We start from the raw sequence: 19,417 nt of genomic DNA on the forward strand, positions 1-19,417 counted from the left end.
TGTCAGGGCCGCGCTTCGAGCACGAGGTTGAACGGGGTTTCGGTCGCACGGCGGAAGCGCGTGAAGCCGCCGTCGCGCATCACTTCGCCCAGGCGTGCCTCGCCGGCCTGTGCGCCCAGCGCTGGTCCGTTGCGTGCCAGCGAGACCGGGACGCAGATTTGCGACGACGCGCCGTAGTACACGCGACCGACGGGGTTGAGGTTGCCTTGCACGCTGTCGGTCGCCCATGGTTCGACCAGGAGCACGTGGCCGTCGTCCTTGAGCGCCTCGCGCGCATGTTTCGCCGCGCCGACGGGATCGCCCATGTCGTGCAGGCAATCGAAGAAGCAGACCAGGTCGAAGTCCGCGTCGCGGTATCCCGTCGCGTCGGCGGCTTCGAAACTTGCATTGCCCACGCCCATCTCCTTCGCGCGTTGTCGCGCGACGTCGATCGAGGGCGCGTGGTAGTCGATGCCGACGAATTGCGAGTTGGGGAATGCCTTCGCCATCAGCGTGGTGCTCGCGCCGTGGCCGCAGCCGACATCGGCGACGCGCGCGCCGCGTTCGAGTTTCTCCTTCACGCCGTCGAGCGCGGGAATCCATTCGGTCAGCAAATGCGCGTGGTAACCGGCGCGGAAGAAGCGCTCGACGCCGCTGAACAGGCACTTGTGGTGCTCGCCCCACTCCAGGCCCTTGCCCGTGCGGAAGTTGTCCATCGTCCGATCGAGCATGTGGAAGCTGTCCTCGACGAGCGAATACGCGCCGGGAAGGTCCACCGGTCCGTTCGGATCGGCCAGGCACAGGGCCTGTTCGTCGTTGAGGCGAAAGCGGCCGGTGCCGGCGTCGTAATCGACGTAGCCGCCCGCGGCCTGGTTGCCGAGCCATTCGCGCACGTAACGCTCGTATGTGCCGGTGCGTTGCGCGAGTTCGGTGGGGGTCAGCGCTTCCTTGGCGAGCGCCTTGTAGAAACCCAGCTGGTCGCCGACCAGCATGAGCGTGGAAGAAATGGCGGCGCCCAGGTCGCCAACCGCCTTGCCGAGGAAATCATTGAGACGCTGTTCGTTGATGGCCATGCAGGGAATCCGATCGTTCCCGTCCTTGGGAAACGCGACGCAGCCCGCCGCAGGCTCCCCGAGGAAGCCCAACGAAGGACGATCGGAACAACGGCCTATGCCGCTTTCGGTTCGTCGTGCGTATGCGTGCCACGCGCGGGCTGCAGCTCGAGCACCACGCGGACCAAACCCGGCTGCTGCGTCGGCTCGCGACGGAATCCCAGCGACGTCGCGAGCGCGAGCATCGGCTGGTTGTGTTCGAGCACGTCGCCCCACAGGCGCTCCAGGCGCCGGCCTTTCGCCCAACGCACCAGGCGGCGCATCAGGTGACGGCCCAGGCCCAGGCCCGCGATGTAGTGGCTGACGAGGATCGCGAATTCGGCTTCACGGCCCGAATCGGTGATCGCCGCGCGCGCCACGGCGCCGACGAGCGCTTCACCCGGTGGCAACGGCTCGGCGGCGACGAGCGCGAATTCGCGCTTGGCGTCGGGCCGCGAGAGCTTGTCCGCCATCTCCGGCGTCAGCTCGCGCACCGCGTGCAGGAAGCGTTGCCGGATTTCGTCGGGCTCGAGCAGGGCGAAGCCCTGCCGCAACGGATCGGCGTCGGCCGGCCGGATCGGACGGATGAGGACCTCACGCCCATTGCTGAGCCGGATCTGTTCGTGCCACGGGGGAAGTCGGTTGCGGGCCGCCATTCAGCGACAATGCCAGAGCGGAAGTGAAGCCCAGCTCTAGACGCGTGTTAAGCGGGCCACGAACACCGGGTTTAACGCGGGCAATTGTTATCCTTGCGCGCTCTCCCATTCATGTATCGGAACACCATGGCCGGCAGCGGCGACTCTACCCGCGCGATTCTCTTCGCCCTCGGCGCCAATTTCGCCATCGCCTGTGCCAAGGGCTTTGCGGCGTACATGACCAATTCCAGCGCGATGATCGCCGAGACGGTCCACTCGCTCGCCGACTGCGGCAACCAGCTGCTGCTGTTGCTGGGCCTGAAGCAGGCCAAGAAGCCGCCGACGCCCGACTATCCGCTCGGCTACGGCAAGGCCATCTATTTCTGGTCCTTCCTGGTCGCGCTGATGCTTTTCTCGGTCGGCGGCATGTTCAGCCTCTACGAAGGCATCCACAAATTGCACAACCCCGAACCGCTCGAGCAGTGGTGGTGGGCGGTCGGCGTGCTGATCTTCGGCATCATCGCCGAGAGCGTGTCGATGCGTGCGTGCATGCAGGAAGTCAACAAGGCGCGCGGCGATCGTTCGCTGTGGCGCTGGTTCCGCGAAAGCCGCCAGGCCGAATTGGTGGTGATCTTCGGCGAGGACCTGGCGGCCCTGTTCGGCCTGGTGTTCGCGCTGTTCGCCGTCGTGCTCGCCGTGATCACGGGCAACCCGATGTGGGATGCGATCGGCACGGTCGCGATCGGTGCGTTGCTGATCATCGTGGCGGTGTTCGTCGCCGTCGAAGTCAAGGCGATGCTGATCGGCCAGAGCGTTGACGTCAACGTCCAGGCCGGCATTCGCACCTTCCTGGAATCGCGCCCGGAGATCTCGCGCGTGCTGAGCCTGATCACGCTGCAGCTCGGCAACGAGATGATGGTGTCGGTGCACGCGGAAATGCACGAGACGCAGACGTCGCGCGCGCTGATCGACGGCATCAACGGGATCGAGAAGGAACTCAAGGCGCGCTACCCGCAGGTGCGCTGGAGTTTCTTCGAACCCGAACTGCCGGGCGGCGGCAAGGCCGACCAGGATTACGGGCCGGTCACGGTTTCCTGAGTGTCACGCGGGCGCGCGCAGCCACTCCATGTGCGCGTTGCCCCCGGCCGGTTCCTGCAACGCGTTTCGCAGCGCATTGAGCGTGTGCCGGAACTGCCTGTCGAATTGATACGGGGCATTGAGGATCAACAAGCCGCTGCCGTTCATGCGCAGCGGTGAGTCGTCGGGGCGCACCAGCAACTCGACGACGAGCGCCGACTTCGCCTCCATCGTCGCGGCGCGCCGATAGAACGGCGGCAGCGAACGCCGCAACTTGATCGGATACCACAGCGCGAACATCCCCTGCGGCCAACGCTGCAGGCCATCGCGCAGGGCCGCGATCGCCAGGTCGAATTCTTCCAGCTGCGCTTCGTACGGCGGATCGATCAGCACCAGGCCGCGCGCGAACCGCGTCTGCCCCGAACGCGGCGGCAACAGGGCTTTCATCGCCGCATAGCCGTCGGTGCGTTGGTGCACGACCACGCGCGGGTCGTCGCGGAACTCGATGTTGAGGATCGACGCTTCGTCGGGCTGCAATTCGCAGCAGGCGATGCGGTCCTGTTCGCGCAGGGCATGCGCGAGCAGCCACGGGGAACCGGGATAGGCCTTCGGGCCATGCGCGGCGCGGCAGGCTTCGATGGCGGCCAGGTAACGCGCGATGTGCGTATCGCCCGTGGCGCGGAGTTTGGCGACGCCACCCTCGGCCTCGCCGGTGCGCTTGGCGGCCACTGCGTCGAGGGAGTACAGGCCGCGCCCGGCGTGGGTGTCGAGCGCGAAGCAAGCCGCAGGCTTGGCGCGCAGGGCGTCGCACAGCGCGAGCAGGGCGACGTGCTTGAGCACGTCGGCGTGGTTGCCGGCATGGAAGGCGTGGCGATAGTTCATGGTGCGCAGGATACGCGGTGGGCGGCTATGCTCCGCGCATGCGCCTGCTGCTTGTGGAAGACGAGACCGCCATCGCCGACACCGTGGCCTACGCCCTGCGCGAGGACGGCTTCGACGTGCACCACTGCCTGACCGCCGGCGACGCCCTGCGCGCGTCGGGGGAAGGGCGCTTCGACCTGGCCATCCTCGATGTCGGCCTGCCGGACCTCGGCGGTTTCGCGCTGTGCCGCGAACTGCGGCGCACCGGCGATTTGCCCGTGATCTTCCTCACCGCGCATGCGGCCGAAGCCGAGCGCGTGCTGGGCTTCGAACTGGGCGCAGACGATTACGTGACCAAACCCTTCTCGCCGCGCGAACTGGTGGCGCGCGTGCGGGCGGTGCTGCGGCGTGTCGCCTCGCATGCCGAGCCGGCGCCGGGCAACGGCTTCGGGCACGACGCCGAGGGCCACCGCATCCGCTGGCGCGGGCGGTGGCTGGATCTCACGCGTTACGAATACGGCCTGCTCGCCGCCTTGTTGCAGCGCCCCGGCGCCGTGCTCACGCGCGCGCAGTTGATGGACCGTGTGTGGGGTGACGCGCTGGAAAGCGGCGATCGCACCGTGGACACGCACGTCAAGACGCTGCGCGCGAAGCTGCACGCATTCGACCCTTCCTGCGATCCGATCCGCACGCACCGCGGCATCGGGTATTCGATCGACACCTGACGCCGCATGCGCATCGGGCTGCGCGTATTCCTCGGGTACTTCGCGATCGTCGCGCTCGCGGCGCTGCTGCTCGCGCGCGTGTTCGTCGCCGAAGTGAAGCCCGGCGTGCGGCAGGCGATGGAGGACACGCTCGCGGAGACGGCCAACGTGCTCGCGGAGATCGCGACCGATGATTTCCTCGCAGGCCACATCGCCGATGGCCGCTTCGCGCAGCGCGTCAAGAACGTGCAATCGCGCGACCCGGGCGCGCAGATCTGGGGCTTCCAGAAGCGCGCGGTGACCACGCGCATCTATGTCACGGACGCACGCGGCATCGTGGTCTTCGACAGTGCGGGGCGCGATGTCGGAAAGAATTACGCGCGCTGGAACGACGTGTATCTCACGCTGCGCGGGCAATACGGCGCGCGTTCGACGCGCAGCGATCCCAACGATCCGAATTCCACCGTCATGCACGTCGCCGCGCCGCTGCGCGATGCGAGCGGGCGCATCGTCGGCGTCCTCACCGTCGCCAAGCCGAACCAGACGCTCGCGCCGTTCATCGCGCGCAGCCAAGCGAAAGTGATGAAGTGGGGCTGGCTGTTGATGGGCGTCGCGTTGTTGATCGGCTTGACGACAGCGTGGTGGTTCGCGCGCCAGCTCGGTGCGCTGCAGCGTTATGCGCATGCGGTGACCGCGGGCGAGCGCGCGACGCCGCCCAAGGCCGCCGGCGAATTCGGCGATCTCGGCCAAGCGTTGGAAACGATGCGCACGCGGCTGGAAGGCAAGCAATACGTCGAGCAATACGTGCATACGCTGACGCACGAGATGAAGAGCCCGCTGGCTGCGATTCGTGGCAGCGCGGAATTGCTCGAAGGGCCGATGGCGGAAGCCGATCGTGCGCGTTTCGCAGCTGCGATTCGCGCGCAAAGCGAGCGGCTTGCGCAGATGATCGACAAGTTGCTGGCGCTGGCAGCGGTGGAGCACCAGCAGGCGCTGGAAGTGCACGACCGCCTGGATTTGAATGCCGTCGTCGTCGATGCCATCGCGCATTGCGCGAAAGGCGACGTCGAGATCTGCCACAACGGTGGCGAGTGTTACGTAGAAGGCGACCCGTTCCTGCTGCGCCAGGCGATCGTCAACCTGTTCGACAACGCCGTGTCGTTTTCACCGAAGGGCCGTCATGTCGACGTCGATGTCTCTCCCGACGACGAGGGCCGGTGCCAGGTCCGCGTGATCGATGCCGGCCCCGGCATTCCGGATTACGCGATGCCGCGGGTCTTCGAACGCTTCTATTCGCTGCCGCGCCCGGAAGGCGGCAGCCGCAGCAGTGGCCTGGGATTGTGCTTCGTGGCCGAGGTCGCCGCGTTGCATGGCGGCCGCGCGACGCTTGAAAACTTCCACCTCGGCGGCGCCATCGCCACGCTCGAACTGCCCGAAGCCTGACTTCACCGTCGCCACACACACCCGCCATCGGCGCCGCACGCGCCGGCGCGAGGCTGCGCGCATCCCAAGGCCAGGAAAGGACCTGCCATGCGCTTCGCCTTCAAAGCGGTCGTCGTTTTCTTCCTCACGCTCGGCTTGCTCATCCCGTTGCTGCTGATCCGCGGCACTATCCAGGAACGCGAGGTCTACCGCGCCGAGGCGGTCGCCAACGTCGCGGCCACCAGTGCCGGCAAACAGGCCGTGTTGGGGCCGGTGCTCGTCGTGCCTTACACCGAACTCGTCGAACAGGATGAGGTCACGCCGCAGGGCGTGCGCAAAGTCCTGAAGGAACAGGCGGGCAAGTGGACCTTCTTCCCCGATACGCTCGTCGTCGACGGCACCATGAAGCCCGACACGCGCAAGCGCGGGCTGTATCGCGTGCCGGTGTATGAGCTCGACATGCACGCGGTGGCGGCGATCCGTGCGCAGATTCCGGTGGATGGCGCGCGGCCTCGTCGCATCGGGCGCCCGTTCCTCAGCGTGGGTGCCTCGGATGTGCGCGGGTTCGTCGGCACGCCTACGTTGAAGGTCGGCGGCAGGGCGCTGCCGCTGACGGCCGGGTTCGGAAGCCAGCCGATCGGCGGCGTGCATGCGCGAATGGATGCACCGCAGGCGGGGCAGGCGATCGCATTGGACGTGACGTTCGACGCAGTGATCGGCGGCACTGAAGCGCTCGCGCTGGTGCCGATCGCGCGGGACAACCGGTTCGCGCTGAAGTCGACGTGGCCCGATCCGATCTTCGGCGGCAGCTTCCTGCCGCGCACGCGCACGGTGGATGCCAAGGGCTTTCGCGCGCAGTGGGAGATCTCGTCGCTGGCGACCAGCGCGCAGACGCGATTCCTCGAAACCAAGGATCCAACCAGCCTGCTGCAACTGGCGCCGATGCGCGGGTCGGATGCGTCGGTGTCTGGCGTCGATGCGGTGGGCGTGACGCTGTTCGACGCGGTCGATAGTTACACGCTGGCCGATCGCGCGACGAAGTACGGGATCCTGTTCGTGTTGCTGACCTTCGTCGGCTTTTTCATGTTCGAGTTGATCAAGCAGTTGCCGATCCACCCGATCCAGTACGGCCTGGTGGGCCTGGCGCTGGCGATCTTCTTCCTGCTGCTCGTGAGCCTGAGCGAGCACATCCCGTTCGGATCGGCGTACCTGGTGTCGGCCGCGGCGTGCATCGGGTTGCTCGGGTTCTATCTGAGCGCGGTGTTGCAAAGCGTGCTGCGCGGCGTGGGCTTTGCCGCGATGCTGGCGCTGTTGTACGCGGCGCTGTACGGCGTGCTCGTGTCGGAAGACAACGCGCTGGTGCTGGGTGCCGGCCTGTTGTTCGTCGTGCTGGCGACGATCATGGTGGTGACGCGCAAGGTGGATTGGTACGCGTTGCAGCGATGAGTTCTTTCCCCCTCCCCTGCGAAGGCAGGGGAGGGCCGGGGAGGGGTTGCGTGATTGGCCGCGCAACTAGAACAACGTCACACCCGGCACGCACCACAACGACAGCGATGCAATCCCGGTTCCAATCGCAGTCGCCGCCAACACATCGCTCGGATAGTGCAAACCAAGCACCACGCGCGACACCGCAACGGTGGAAGCGAACGGCACCAACACCCACGCCAACACCGGGTAATACGCCAGCGCAACGAGCGTGAACGCCACTGCGTGCAGGGTATGGCCCGACGGAAAACTGAACTCGTCGAGCGGTGCGACCCACGCGTGGATGCGCGCATCGGAGGCGAAGGGGCGCGGGCGTTTGGTCCAACGCTTCAGGAACGCATAGAGGCCGACGGCGATGCTGCCGGTCACCGCGAGATGCGCGGCGGCAAGCAAACCAGCGCGGCCATCGACGATCACCATCGCGGCCATCAACGCATACCAGGCCGCGCCGTCGCCGAGTCGGCTGACGAAAGCGAACAACGCGCGCACACCGCGGTGTTCGCACCAATGATTGGCCTTGAGGCACCAGGCCGAGTCAATCCGGGGCAAGCTGGGCATCGGCGATCCTCCTGCGTGCGGCGAGCATCTGGAGCAGGGCGTCGAATTCGGCGGCGACCTGGTCAGGGTGCAGGTGTTCGATGGCGGCGCGCGCGGCGACGCGCATGCGGCGCAATCCGATGTCGTCTTCGGCCAGGCGCACGGCGGCAGCAATGAACGCGGCCGCGTCGCCATCGGGGACGCGCAGGCCGTGTTCACCGTGGCGCAGGTGTTCGCGCGCGGCGCCGTAGTCGAAGGCGATCGGCGGCACGCCGCTGGCCATCGCTTCGAGCGTGACGTTGCCGAATGTTTCGCTGCGGCTCGGAAACAGGAACACGTCGCCGCTCGCGAAGTGGCGCGCGAGATCTTCGCCGCGTTGCAGGCCGGCGAACACGATGTCGGGATTCGCTTCAGAAAGCGGGGTGCGCAGCGGGCCGTCGCCGACGAACACCATGCGCGATTCCGGACGCACGCGCTGGAGTGCGCGGAACGCGGTGATTGCCAGCGAGAGGTTCTTTTCCGCCGCGATGCGGCCGACGTGGATCGCGACGAGCGTGCCGTCGCCCGCGCCCCACGATTCACGCAATCGTGCATCGCGTTTCGCGGGATGAAAGAGTGCGCCGTCGACCGCGCGCGCCAGGCGCAGCGGATTGGCGAAGCGACGTTCGGCGAGGTAGTCCTGCAACTCGCGCGTGGCGACGAGTGTTGCGTCGCCGGCGTTGTGGAAGCGGCGCATCCAGCGCAGCGCGATGGGTTCGAGAAATCCGAAGCCGTAATCGCGCATGTAGTGATCGAAGCGCGTATGCAAACCCGTTGCGACCGGCACGCCGAGTCGACGCGCGACGCGGCGCGCGGCCCAACCGAGCGGGCCTTCGGTGGCGATGTAGACGGCATCCGGCCGCCGCGCACCCCAGCGGCGCGCGAGCGACCGCAATGCGGGCGCACCGAAACGCAAACCGGGATAACGCGGCAGCGGGAACCCCCTGACGAGGAGGGTGTCGTCGACGACGGCGGCGTCGCCCGGTTGGCGCGGGCGCACGAGGTCGATCGCATGGCCGCGCGCGCGCAGGCCCAGCGCCAACCCTTCGACGGTCAGCGCGACGCCGTTGATTTCCGGCGGCCAGGTTTCGGTGACGATGGCGTAGCGCATGGGGCGCAGGCTCGCTGCGCGCGATGACGGGGCGGTTGCTTCGGGATGACAGTTGCGTGCTGAAGTCGAAGCCACCCCACCCCGGCCCTCCCCTGCGGTCGTAGGGGAGGGGCGCATTCGAACCGTTCGTCGGGGAGGCGCTTGACGCCGGGCGGGTGTTCGTACTGTACTAATCACCACAGTACAGCTAGGACACCTCGATGCCCCGCACCCAGGCCTTGATGCTGCAGATCGCCACCGGCGATCCCCGGCCGATCAGCAAGCAGATCGTCGACGCCGTGCGCATGAAGATCGCGACCGCGGAGCTCTCCCCCGGCGACCAGCTGCCCAGCGTGCGCGGTCTGGCGCAGCAGCTGACCGTCAATCCGAACACGGTGGCCAAGGCTTACGCCGAACTCACCGCCGAAGGCTGGGTGGAATCGCGGCAGGGTCTGGGCTTGTACGTCGCTCCGCCGCGCCAGCGCCTGAGCGATGCCGAACGCAGCCGCCGCCTGGATGAAGCGATCCAGCGCTTCCTGCACGAAGTGATCCAGCTCGACTTCGCGCCTGACGAGGTGCAGGCGCGCCTTGTCCACGAATTTCTCGCGCTTGCGCCCCGCAAGTCCGCCTGACCGATCTTCGAGTTGAGAACGAACGACATGATCCAGAACGACTACGTCATCGAAACCAGTGGGCTGAGCAAGCGCTACGGGCGCAAGCTCGCGCTCGATCACCTGGACCTGCGCGTGCCGCGCGGCCGCATCCACGCCGTGGTCGGCGCGAACGGCGCGGGCAAGTCCACGCTCTTCCGCATCCTGCTGGGTTTTCTGCCGCCGACGGCGGGCACCGCGCGCATCCTCGGTCGTGATTCGCAACAGCTCACGCCCGACGATCGCGGCCGCATCGGCTTCGTCAACGAAGAACACACGCTGCCCGGTTGGATGCGCATCGCCGCGGTGATCGAGATGCATCGCCGCCAATATCGTCGGTGGAACGAAGCGGCGTTCCAGAATGTGCTCGGCCACTATCACGTGCTGCCGGAACAGAAGGTCTCGCAGCTCTCGCGCGGCGAACGCGCGGGCTTCAACCTCGCGCTCGCCCTTGCGCAGGGCCCGGAATTGCTGGTGCTCGACGAGCCGACGCTCGGTTTGGACGTCGTGGCCAAGCGCGCCTTCCTCGAATCGCTGATGTACAGCAACGCCACCGACGAATGCACGGTGATCTATTGCTCGCACCAGATGGAGGAGATCGAGCGCGTCGCCGACAACCTGATCATCCTCGAGCGCGGGCGGTTGATGCACATGTCGGCGCCCGATGATTTCTGCGCGCGCGTGACGCACTGGGTGGCCGACATTCCGTTCAAGGGGCCGGACCCGATGTCCGTGCCGGGCCTGCTGCAACTGCAGCGGCTGGATGGCTTGCATCACTACCTGGTACTCGACCAGGACGAGGACTTCGCCGAGTTCCTGCGCGCCAGCGGTGCGCGCTCGGTGCAAAGCATGCCCGTGAGCCTGGACCGCGCCGTCAACGGCTTCCTCGCCAAGAACCACGCCGCGCCGACGCAAGCGCACGCCTGAGCCTCCGGACACCAATGCCATGATCGATCTTCTGAAAGCCGAACTGCTCCGCTTCCGCTGGTGGGCCGCCGGGTGCGTCGCCATCCAACTCGTCGTGCTGGGCTTCCTCACGCGCGTGGTGGATCTCGCGCAACAACCGGACATGGCCTACCAGGTCTTCGCCATCGCGTACGGCGCGCTGGGTCTGTTGCTGGGCCTGTACCAGATGGGCGGATATCGCCGTCCGAACACGTGGCTCAATCTGCTGCATCGTCCGCTCGCGCCGTGGAAGATCGCACTCGCGCTCACGGGTGCCGGTGCGTTGCTGCTTGCGATCGGCATCCTGTTGCCGGCGCTCGTCGTCGCAGGCTGGCAGGAATGGATGACGCCGCGCGTCGTCGACACGCGCCACATCCTGTTGATCGTCTCTGCGTGGTTGATCGCGACCTGCGCGTATCTCGCCGGCTGCTTCGTGATGCTGTCCGATCGGCGCGTGGGTTTTTGCGCCGGCGTCTTCCTCGCGTTGTTCGCCGCCACCGAAGCGACCGGCCTCGGCGCGTTGTTGCTTCAAGGCCTGGCCCTGGCGTGGTTGGCCGCGATGGTGTTCGTCGCGTTCAAGCCCGATCTCAGCGCGGCGCCGCGCGGCGTGGTGCGCACGGTGATCGTCGGCGCGCCCTTGCAGGTCGCGATGTGGATCGCGCTCGTGCTCGTGGGCTTCGGCGTGGAGTTCGTGTGGATCGCGCAGGGCTCGCATCCCAACAACGTCGAAGTGCCGAAGGCGGGTGGCGAGAAGGAACTGGAGAATGCCGAAGGCAAGGACGTGTTCCGCCTCGGCCTTGCGAACAGCAACAATCCCGAAGCCCCGCTGTGGCGCGAGCAGGCGCGCATCTCGGAGATCTTCGAAGTCGGCCCGAGCCTGCGCACCGTGCCCGCGCGCGGACAACTGATGAATTTGGCGCCGATGGAATTCGACGATACCGAACGCCGCATCCGCTGGGTCTTCAGCCACGACACGATGCGTTTCGAAGGCTACAGCCTGGTCGATCGGCGTCCGGTCGGTGCGCTCGGCGTCGCCGGCGATGCGTCGTTCCCCGCGCCCGTGATGCCGGGTCCGAAGAACGTGCTGTTCGATCGTTCGACGGTCTATCAATACGATCAGGATGCGCGCCTCGTGTTGCCGCGAGCGCGCTTGCCGCAGGGCGAACGCCTGGCGGGATTCGGCGAAGCGGGCGACGACGTCGCGCTGCTCAGCGATCGCGCGCTGTACTTCTACGATGCGCGCGAGCTGGAAAACGACGACGGCGTGCTCGCACCGCGCCAACGCGTGCCGTTGCCCGCAGCGGCCGGCGACCTGCAGCGCGTGGATGCGATGGAACTGCTCGACGGGTGGCTGATCTCCTTCGCCTTCGTGCGCTCGTCGTACAACGCGGAAGGAGCGCTGCCGTTCCAGGAGATCGTGCGCGTGGACGACCGCGGCCGCGTGCAGTCCGTCGCGCGTCGCGATGTCGATCGCGATTACTTCGATACGTGGCGTTACCAGAACTGGTTCCCGTCGCCCGTGGTGTATGCGGTGCAGAAGGCAGCGAAGAACGCCTTCGCCGACGGCATGGCGCCGCTGCCCAAGCAGGCCGCGCCGATTCCGAGGTCGATGCAGGTGCTTGCGGGCTTGCTGATGCTCGTTTCGCTGCTCGGCGCGGTGTGGCGCACGCGACAGACGGCGCTGTCGACACCTGCGCGCATCGCGTGGATCGTCATCTGCGGCCTGGTGAGCCTGCCTGCGTTGATGGCGTTGTGGTTGCTGTATCCGAAGCGCGAGACGGTGGACGACGTCGCGATCGCCGCGCAGCCCGCCATCGCCTGAATCCGGAGAACAACATGATGATCAGGTTCCCGAAGGGGTTCGGGCAGGCGCTGCTCGCCCTTGCGATGCTGCTGAGTGGCGCAGCGATGGCGCAGGACGCGCTCGACGTGCGCGCGCTGCAGGCCGCGGTCGCCGCCGAACGTGCGCAGCCGCGTGCGCCGCAACCGCCGCGTATCGCGTTCCTCGCATCGTCGAGCCTCGATGGCGGGTGGTTGTCGCCCGATGGTCGTCGCGTTGCATGGCTGCGCGACGAAGGACGCAATCGCGCACTGTGGGTGGCGTCGACGGCAGGCGGTGCGCCGGTGCGCACGTTGGGGAATACCGATGCGCGGGACCTTGCGTGGTCCCGCGACGGGCGTTGGTTGTTCCTGCAATCCGAGCGCCAGGTGTTCGCGCTCGCGATGGCGGGGCAGGGGGGCTCGGGCGCGATCGCGAAACTCGGCGGTCGTTGGCCGCGTACATCGCTCGGTGCCGATCCCGTCATGCCGTCGGCAATCCTCGTCCTCGAAAGTCCGCCGATCGTCTCGCGCCTGCCCAAGCGTTGGCGCGTGTTCCGCATCGACGCGAGCGGCAAGGAAACGCTGATTCGTGAGGACGCGCGGCAGATCGTCGATGTCGCGTTCGACGCGCGCGGGCGTCTGGCGTTCTTCACGCGCGTGGCCGACGCGCATTACACGGTGTTCCGCGTGCGGGGCGCGACGGTGAAGCCCGCGCTGCAGTGCGTCGATCTCGAACGTTGCGCATTGCTCTCCGCATCGCCTGATGGCCGAACGGCCACGTTGCTCACGGATGTCGGTTCCAACTTCCGCCGCCTCGCGCGCCTGGAGGCCGACGACACGCTGACGACCTTGCACATCGATCCGCGCGGAATGGCGGACCTGCAGGACGTCGCGATCGATCCGCGCACGCAGCAACCGATCATCGCCGGCTATCGCACGATGGTGGCGGCGAACTACGGGCTCACGTCCGACGCGCAGCGCCACGTCGCACGCATCGAAGACCGCTGGCCGCAACGCAACCTGCGCATCGATGTCGGCGCCACGCGCTGGCTGGTGCACGAGCGCGCCCCGACGATCAAGGGCGAGCGCCTGCATGTCTACGATCCCGCGACCGGTACGTTCCGCGATCTTCTGACCGATGCGGGCACGCTGTGGCGCGGCAAACCCGCGCCCGCGCTCGCCGAAAGCGCGCTGTCGCGCAAGATTCCTTTCGCGTACCGCGCGTCCGATGGCATGCCGATCCACGGCTACGTGTTGGTGCCGCATGGCATCGATCCCGCGCGCGCGCCGCTCATCGCGCACGTGCATGGCGGGCCGTTCGCGCGCTTCGGGCCCGAGTTCTCCAGCGTTTCGCAGATGCTCGCCAATCGCGGCTACGTCGTGTTCGAGCCGAACTTCCGCGGCTCGACCGGCTTCGGGCGCGCCTACATGCGGGCCGGCAAGGGCGACTTCGGCAACGGGCGCGTGCAGCAGGACATCGTCGACGGCGTGCGCTTCCTCGCCTCGCAAGGCATCGGCGATGCGTCGCGCGCCGGCATCGTGGGTGCGTCGTTCGGTGGTTACTCCGCGTTGTTGGGCGTGACGTTCCAGCCGGAGTTGTTCCGCGTGGGCGTGGCCGCCGTGCCGCCGGCAGACCTGGGATGGGTGCTGCGTTGGTATTCGCGCACGGTCGACCAGATGGCGCCGGGGATTCCGATGTCGACGAGCATGCGTCTGCTCGACATGGATCCCGCCGACCCGAAGGTCGCCGCGCGCCTGCGCGCGCAATCGCCCATCGCGCATGCGTCCGCGTTGTCGCGACCGGTGCTGTTGCTCGCCGGCGGCGACGACGAACGCGTGCCGATCCGCAGCGTGCTGCATTACGCCGCCGCGCTCCAGGCGCACGGCAAGGACGTGAGCCTGCTGGTGGATGCGGACGCGCGCCACTCGGTCTCCGACCCGCGGACCAAGGAGGCTTATCTCTATGTCATCGAACGCATGCTGCATCGCCGATTGGGCGGCGCGGCGCCCGCGGCGCCGGATGCGGGATTGCGCGCGACACTCGCGAAGGACATGCGCCTGAAAGGCACCGACTTCCGCGACTGATCAGTCCGTGCCGATGCGCAGCGTGATGCCCAGGTCGGCGGCATCCTTCGGTTCGCCGCTGATGTCTTCGCGCAGCAACGGGCGCTGGTCCACCCAGCGCTTGTCGAGCGTGATCAGCAGATTGTCGCCGTTGGCGACGGCTTCCACGCGCGGGATCTCGTCGGCTTCGTGCGAGCGATGCAGCAACACCGCGAGGCGAAGCAGGGCCGCGCCCTTCTTCGTGCGCGCGAGCAGGCGATCGGGGATCTGGTCGAACGCCGACTTCGGAATGCCGCGCCGATGCGTCCGCACCAGTGATGCGAGCACGCGCTGTTCCTGTTGCGAGAAGCCGGCGATGTCGGAGTGTTCGAGCACGTAGGCGCCGTGCACGTGGTACTGGCTGTGCGCGATCGCCAGGCCCAACTCGTGCAACTCGGCCGCGCGGCACAGCATCGCGCGGGCTTCCTGCGGCAGGTTCCACTCGGGCGCGACCTGGTCGAACAGGCTCATCGCGGTCTTCCGCACGCGCGCCGCCTGCGCAGGATCGATGCCGTAACGCTGCATCAGCGCCGCGACCGACGCATCGCGCGGATCGTCCGCACCACCGCGACCGAGCATGTCGAACAGCACGCCTTCGCGCAGCGCCGCCTTGCTGACCGCCATGCGTTCGAGGCCGAGCACGGTGAAGGCCGCTTCGAGCACGAGCAGGCCGCCGGCAATGATCGGCTTGCGTTCGTTCGACAGGCCCGGCAGATCGATCTGGTCGATCGTTTCGGCTTGCAGCAAACGATCGCGCACCTGCGGCAGCGCTTGCGCCGTGACCGCGCCCTTGGTGAGTTTCATCGCCGCGCAGATTTCGCCGATCGCCTTGTTGGTGCCCGACGAACCGAGCGCTTCCTGCCAACCCAACGCACGGTAGGTGTTGGAGAATTGCTGGAATTCGGCGGCGACTTCGGTCAGCGCCTTGTTCCAGCGCTTGCGCGAAAGCTTGCCGTCGGGGAAGAACCGGCGCGTGCTGGCGACGCAACCGGCCTGCAGGCTTTCGCGTTCGATCGCTTCCAGCCCGCTGCCGATGATGCATTCGGTGGAACCGCCGCCGATGTCGATCACCAGGCGCAACTCGCCGGGATTCGGCGGCTGCGCGTTCGCGACACCGAGATAGACCAGGCGCGCTTCTTCGCGGCCGGAGACGACTTCGATCGCATGGCCGAGCGCGGTTTCCGCCGGCAACAGGAACACCTGCGGCATCGCAAGTTGGCGCACGGTGTTCGTTGCGATCACGCGCACGCGTTGCGGCGGGATGTCGCGCAGACGTTGGCCGAACTTCTCCAGGCTCGCGAGCGCGCGGCGCAACACGACCGGATCCAGGCCGCCCTTCGAATCCAGGCCTTCGGCGAGCCGCACCATGTCGCGAATGCGATCCACCACGCGCAACTGGCCGAGCACGTAACGCGCCACGACCATGTGGAAACTGTTGGAGCCCAGGTCCACCGCGGCCAGCAGGTCGCCGTCCTGCAACGGCAATGCGGTGGCGCGCGGGCGGGCGAGGATTTCGTTCACGTGCAGATTTTCGCCAGCAACCAGCCCTGTGCGGAATGTGGCATCTCGTCGCCGACCGGGCGCACGCGTTCATAACGACCGTCGGCATCCAGCGCCCAGGCATTGACGTTGTCGGCCAGGTAATTGACGAGCGCTTCTTCGCGCACGCGTTCGGCGAGGTCCGGCGCGAGTACCGGGAAGCCGGTTTCGATGCGGCGCAGCAGATTGCGTTCGAGCCAGTCGGCGCTGGAGCAGAACAGTTCCGGATCGCCGTCGTTGGCGAACCAGTACACGCGATGGTGTTCGAGGAAGCGCCCGACGATCGAACGCACGCGGATGTTTTCCGATACGCCCGGAACACCCGGACGCAGCGCGCAGGCGCCGCGCACGATCAGGTCGATGTCCACGCCCGCCTGCGAAGCGACATACAGCGCGCGGATGACCTGCGGCTCGTTGAGCGCGTTCATCTTGGCGACGATGCGCGCGGGCTTGCCGGCGCGCGCGTGGCGCGTTTCGCGATCGATGCGTTGCAGCACGCCCGCGTGCAGCGTGAACGGCGATTGCAGCAGGCGCTTGAGCTTGACCGCCGGCGCAAGACCCGACAGCTGGCGGAAGATCAGGTCGACATCGTTGCCCATGTCCGGATCGGCGGTGATCAAACCGAAGTCGGTGTAAGCGCGCGCGGTGCCCGAGTGATAGTTGCCCGTGCCCAGGTGCACGTAGCGGCGCAGCTTGCGGCCTTCGCGACGCACGATGAGCAGCATCTTGGCGTGCGTCTTGTAACCGACCACGCCGTAGACCACCTGCACGCCGGCGTCCTGCAGGCGATCGGCCAGGCCCAGGTTGGCTTCCTCGTCGAAGCGCGCGCGCAACTCGACGACGACCGTGACGTCCTTGCCGTTGCGCGCGGCCTGCACCAACTGGTCGACGATCGGCGAATCCTTGCCCGCGCGATACAACGTCTGCTTGATCGCGAGCACGTTGGGATCTTCGGCGGCCTGCTTGATCAACTCGAGCACGGGGCCGAAGGAATCGAACGGATGGTGCAGCAGCACGTCGCCTTCGGCCACGCGTTCGAACATCGCATCCATGTCGCGCAGGTTGCGCGGCTGGAAGGAGTTGTATTTCAGGTCGGGGCGCTGCACCAGGTCGTAGACCTGGATGACGCGATTGAGGTTGACCGGGCCATTGATGCGATAGACCGCGTTCTCCGGCAGGTCGAAGTTCACCAGCAGCGTGCGCACGATTTCGTTCGGGCACTGCTCGGCGATCTCCAGGCGCATCGCGCGCAGGTAACCGCGGCCGACGAGTTCGTCGCGCAAGGCCAGCGCGAGGTTTTCGACTTCTTCCTCGTCGACGATCAATTCGGAGTTGCGCGTGACGCGGAACTGGTACGCGCCCTTCACCTGCATGCCCGGGAAGAGCTCGTCGACGAACCCCGACAACACCGCGGAGAGGAACACGAAATCCGTCGGGCCGCCGGAGACTTCCGGCGGAATCTGGATGATGCGCGGCAACGAGCGCGGCGCGCGCACGATCGCCAGGTGTCCCGCGCGGCCGAACGCGTCCTTGCCTTTCAGCACGACGACGATGTTCAGCGACTTGTTGAGGATCTTCGGGAACGGATGCGCGGGGTCGAGACCGAGTGGCGAGAGCACCGGCAGGATTTCGTCGCGGAAGTAATCGCGCAGCCAACGCGTTTGCCTGGCGCTCCACGCATCGCGCGGCAGGATGCGCACGCCGACGTCGTTGAGTTGCGGGCGCAGTTCTTCGTTCCAGCAACGGTATTGCGCGTCGACCAGGTCCTGCGCGCGCGCGTGGATTTCCTTCAGCACCGTCGCCGGCGCCATGCCGTCGGGGCCGGGCGGCACGCCGAAGTCCTGCGCGTGGCGCACGGTGGCCGCGCGGATCTCGAAGAACTCGTCGAGGTTGGTGCAGGAGATGCACAGATAGCGCAGCCGTTCGAGTAGCGGCACCTGCGGATCGCGCGCCTGGGCGAGGACGCGGAAATTGAAGTCGAGCTGCGAGAGCTCGCGATTGAAGTACATCGCGGGGTCGCGGAGCGGGTCGACGTCCTGGGGCGTGTCGAGGGCGGCGTTCATGGCTTGGGCAGCGGGGCGTCCAGCGATTCTGCCTCAGCCGGGGCAGGGAAGAGGTCGTGGTCGTCGCGCGGCAGGACGCGATCGGCGGGAAAGTGGCCCGCGAAGGTGCTGCCCTGGCCGACTTCGCTGTCGATCGACAGCCGCGCGCCATGCAGGTTGAGGACGTGTTTGACGATGGCCAGGCCCAGCCCGGTGCCGCCGCTTTCGCGCGAGCGGCTGGTCGATACGCGATAAAAGCGCTCGGTGATGCGCGGCAGGTGCGCGGCGGGGATGCCGTAGCCGGTGTCGTTCACCGCGAGCACGGCGCCGTCGCCTTCGGGCGCGAAGCGCACGGTGATCGTGCCCTCGGCCGGCGTGTAGCGCACCGCGTTGCTGACGAGGTTGGAGAAGGCGCTGTGCAGTTCCTTGGTCGAACCGCGCAGGTCGAGCGGCGCGCCGGCTGCGAGTGTTCGATCGTCGATGACGATGCGATGGCGACCCTGGCTCAACGCTTCGGCTTCGCGACGCAACGTGGCGAGCATCGATGCCATCGACACCGGATCATCGACGACGCCTTCCTGCGCTTCCAGTCGCGAAAGCGTCAGCAGGTCTTCGACCAGCTGCGTCATGCGCTGCGATTGGCGTTGCATCTCGGCGAGCATCGGCGCCCATTCGGGCTGGTCGGCCGGATCGAGCAGGTCGAGGTAACCGTGCACGACGGTGAGCGGCGTGCGCAGTTCGTGCGAGACGTTGGCGACGAAGTCGCGGCGCATGTGTTCCAGGCGCATCAGCTTGGTGACATCGCGCGCGACGAGCAGCCACAACTCTTCGGAATACGGGATCAGGCGCAGGCTCAGGCGCGTGGTCGCATCGACGGGCGAGGGCGTGTCCTGCAGCGGTTCGGCGTTGCGACCGGCGGCGAGCCAGCGCGAGAGCGACATCGAATGCAGGCGCTCGCCGAGCGGCGCGCCCGTGTCGCGCGGATAGCGCAGGCCGAGCAGCGTCGTCGCCGCGGGGTTGAACCATTGCACGCGCTGGCTGTTGCGTTCGATCACGACGACGGCGTCGGGCAAGGCCATCGCGGCGGCGCGATACGCGCGCAGCATCGCGACCAGGCGGCGCTTGCGCGCGCGCACGTCGGATTGGCTGCGATGCAGGAGGCGGTCGAGTTCGTTCCACACGCCGTCGCCTTCGGGCGGCGGCACGCGGCCACCGGCGGACAGGCGCGCAAGCACGCCATGCAGGCGCGCGTAATGCCAAGCGACGATGCCGAGTGCGGCGAGCGTCACCACCGGCCAGGGATAGCCGACGATCAGCCCGACGACCACCGCGCCACCCAGGATGGCGGCGAGCTGGCCGAGCGTGCGGGTCCAGGTCTGTCGTGCGCGCGGTGGCAT

16 protein-coding genes are annotated in these 19,417 nt (G+C 67.3%); 8 read left to right on the top strand and 8 right to left on the bottom strand.

The genetic code is table 11. The features are described from left to right. Positions 1-2: 2 nt before the first annotated feature. Both GN331_RS08060 and GN331_RS08065 read right to left on the bottom strand, forming a co-directional pair. Positions 3-1,052: a class I SAM-dependent methyltransferase gene (locus tag GN331_RS08060; RefSeq protein WP_156641482.1), complete on the bottom strand. Its 1,050-nt coding sequence runs from the start codon at positions 1,050-1,052 to the stop codon at positions 3-5. 95 nt (positions 1,053-1,147) lie between these two features. Next, positions 1,148-1,726, bottom strand: coding sequence for a GNAT family N-acetyltransferase (locus GN331_RS08065; protein ID WP_156641483.1), 579 nt, complete (start codon positions 1,724-1,726; stop codon positions 1,148-1,150). A gap of 126 nt (positions 1,727-1,852) precedes the next feature. Between GN331_RS08065 and GN331_RS08070 the strand changes: the two genes are divergently transcribed. Next, positions 1,853-2,803 (top strand): cation diffusion facilitator family transporter, encoded by a 951-nt coding sequence (locus GN331_RS08070; RefSeq protein ID WP_156642014.1) that lies wholly within the window; start codon positions 1,853-1,855, stop codon positions 2,801-2,803. A 3-nt stretch (positions 2,804-2,806) separates the two neighbouring features. Here the strand turns inward: GN331_RS08070 and GN331_RS08075 are convergent, their stop codons facing one another. Continuing rightward, a complete protein-coding gene (locus GN331_RS08075; RefSeq protein WP_156641484.1) occupies positions 2,807-3,664 on the bottom strand; it encodes a 23S rRNA (adenine(2030)-N(6))-methyltransferase RlmJ in 858 nt (285 codons plus the stop codon). A 38-nt stretch (positions 3,665-3,702) separates the two neighbouring features. On the opposite strand from GN331_RS08075, the gene creB reads away from it, so the two are divergent. The 3 genes from creB (at position 3,703) to creD (ending at position 7,215) form a co-directional block, all read left to right on the top strand. Beyond that, positions 3,703-4,368, top strand: coding sequence for a two-component system response regulator CreB (creB, locus tag GN331_RS08080; protein ID WP_156641485.1), 666 nt, complete (start codon positions 3,703-3,705; stop codon positions 4,366-4,368). 6 nt (positions 4,369-4,374) lie between these two features. After that, on the top strand, positions 4,375-5,790 hold the full coding sequence (gene creC, locus GN331_RS08085; RefSeq protein WP_156641486.1) for a two-component system sensor histidine kinase CreC: 1,416 nt from the start codon (positions 4,375-4,377) through the stop codon (positions 5,788-5,790). An 87-nt stretch (positions 5,791-5,877) separates the two neighbouring features. Continuing rightward, positions 5,878-7,215, top strand: a complete 1,338-nt coding sequence (gene creD / locus GN331_RS08090) for a cell envelope integrity protein CreD (protein ID WP_156641487.1) — start codon at positions 5,878-5,880, stop codon at positions 7,213-7,215. Between the two features lie 66 nt (positions 7,216-7,281). On the opposite strand, the gene GN331_RS08095 is transcribed toward creD, so the two are convergent. Together GN331_RS08095 and GN331_RS08100 are read right to left on the bottom strand one after the other, a co-directional pair. After that, positions 7,282-7,812, bottom strand: a complete 531-nt coding sequence (locus GN331_RS08095) for a phosphatase PAP2 family protein (protein WP_156641488.1) — start codon at positions 7,810-7,812, stop codon at positions 7,282-7,284. Further along, positions 7,790-8,941 carry a glycosyltransferase family 4 protein gene (locus tag GN331_RS08100; RefSeq protein ID WP_156641489.1) on the bottom strand — a complete coding sequence of 384 codons (1,152 nt, stop codon included), beginning with the start codon at positions 8,939-8,941 and terminating at the stop codon, positions 7,790-7,792. The genes GN331_RS08095 and GN331_RS08100 overlap by 23 nt, the downstream gene beginning before the upstream one ends. 200 nt (positions 8,942-9,141) lie before the next feature. Here GN331_RS08100 and GN331_RS08105 point away from each other — a divergent pair, with 200 nt between their 5' ends. The 4 genes from GN331_RS08105 to GN331_RS16540 are packed head-to-tail and all read left to right on the top strand — an operon-like array spanning position 9,142 to position 14,421. After that, positions 9,142-9,552: a GntR family transcriptional regulator gene (locus tag GN331_RS08105; RefSeq protein WP_197427050.1), complete on the top strand. Its 411-nt coding sequence runs from the start codon at positions 9,142-9,144 to the stop codon at positions 9,550-9,552. Positions 9,553-9,579: 27 nt separating this feature from the next. Then, complete coding sequence (locus GN331_RS08110; protein WP_156641490.1) at positions 9,580-10,497, top strand: ABC transporter ATP-binding protein; 918 nt, start codon at positions 9,580-9,582, stop codon at positions 10,495-10,497. A 19-nt stretch (positions 10,498-10,516) separates the two neighbouring features. Further along, on the top strand, positions 10,517-12,337 hold the full coding sequence (locus tag GN331_RS16535; RefSeq protein WP_197427051.1) for a hypothetical protein: 1,821 nt from the start codon (positions 10,517-10,519) through the stop codon (positions 12,335-12,337). A gap of 14 nt (positions 12,338-12,351) precedes the next feature. Next, the gene (locus GN331_RS16540) at positions 12,352-14,421 is read left to right on the top strand and encodes a S9 family peptidase (protein WP_197427052.1); all 2,070 of its coding nucleotides are present in this window, start codon (positions 12,352-12,354) and stop codon (positions 14,419-14,421) included. Here GN331_RS16540 and GN331_RS08120 read toward each other — a convergent pair whose 3' ends face one another. The 3 genes from GN331_RS08120 to phoR all read right to left on the bottom strand — a co-directional run bounded on the left by GN331_RS08120 (position 14,422) and on the right by phoR (position 19,417). After that, a complete protein-coding gene (locus GN331_RS08120) occupies positions 14,422-15,864 on the bottom strand; it encodes a Ppx/GppA phosphatase family protein (RefSeq protein ID WP_156642017.1) in 1,443 nt (480 codons plus the stop codon). It abuts the gene before it with no gap. 92 nt (positions 15,865-15,956) lie between these two features. Then, entirely contained in the window at positions 15,957-18,041 is a 2,085-nt protein-coding gene (ppk1, locus tag GN331_RS08125; protein WP_156641491.1) for a polyphosphate kinase 1, read from the bottom strand. Continuing rightward, positions 18,038-19,417, bottom strand: coding sequence for a phosphate regulon sensor histidine kinase PhoR (phoR, locus tag GN331_RS08130; protein ID WP_156641492.1), 1,380 nt, complete (start codon positions 19,415-19,417; stop codon positions 18,038-18,040). The genes ppk1 and phoR overlap by 4 nt, the downstream gene beginning before the upstream one ends.

The sequence above is a fragment of the Noviluteimonas gilva genome, assembly GCF_009740395.1.
Taxonomy (GTDB): Bacteria; Pseudomonadota; Gammaproteobacteria; order Xanthomonadales; family Xanthomonadaceae; genus Noviluteimonas; species Noviluteimonas gilva.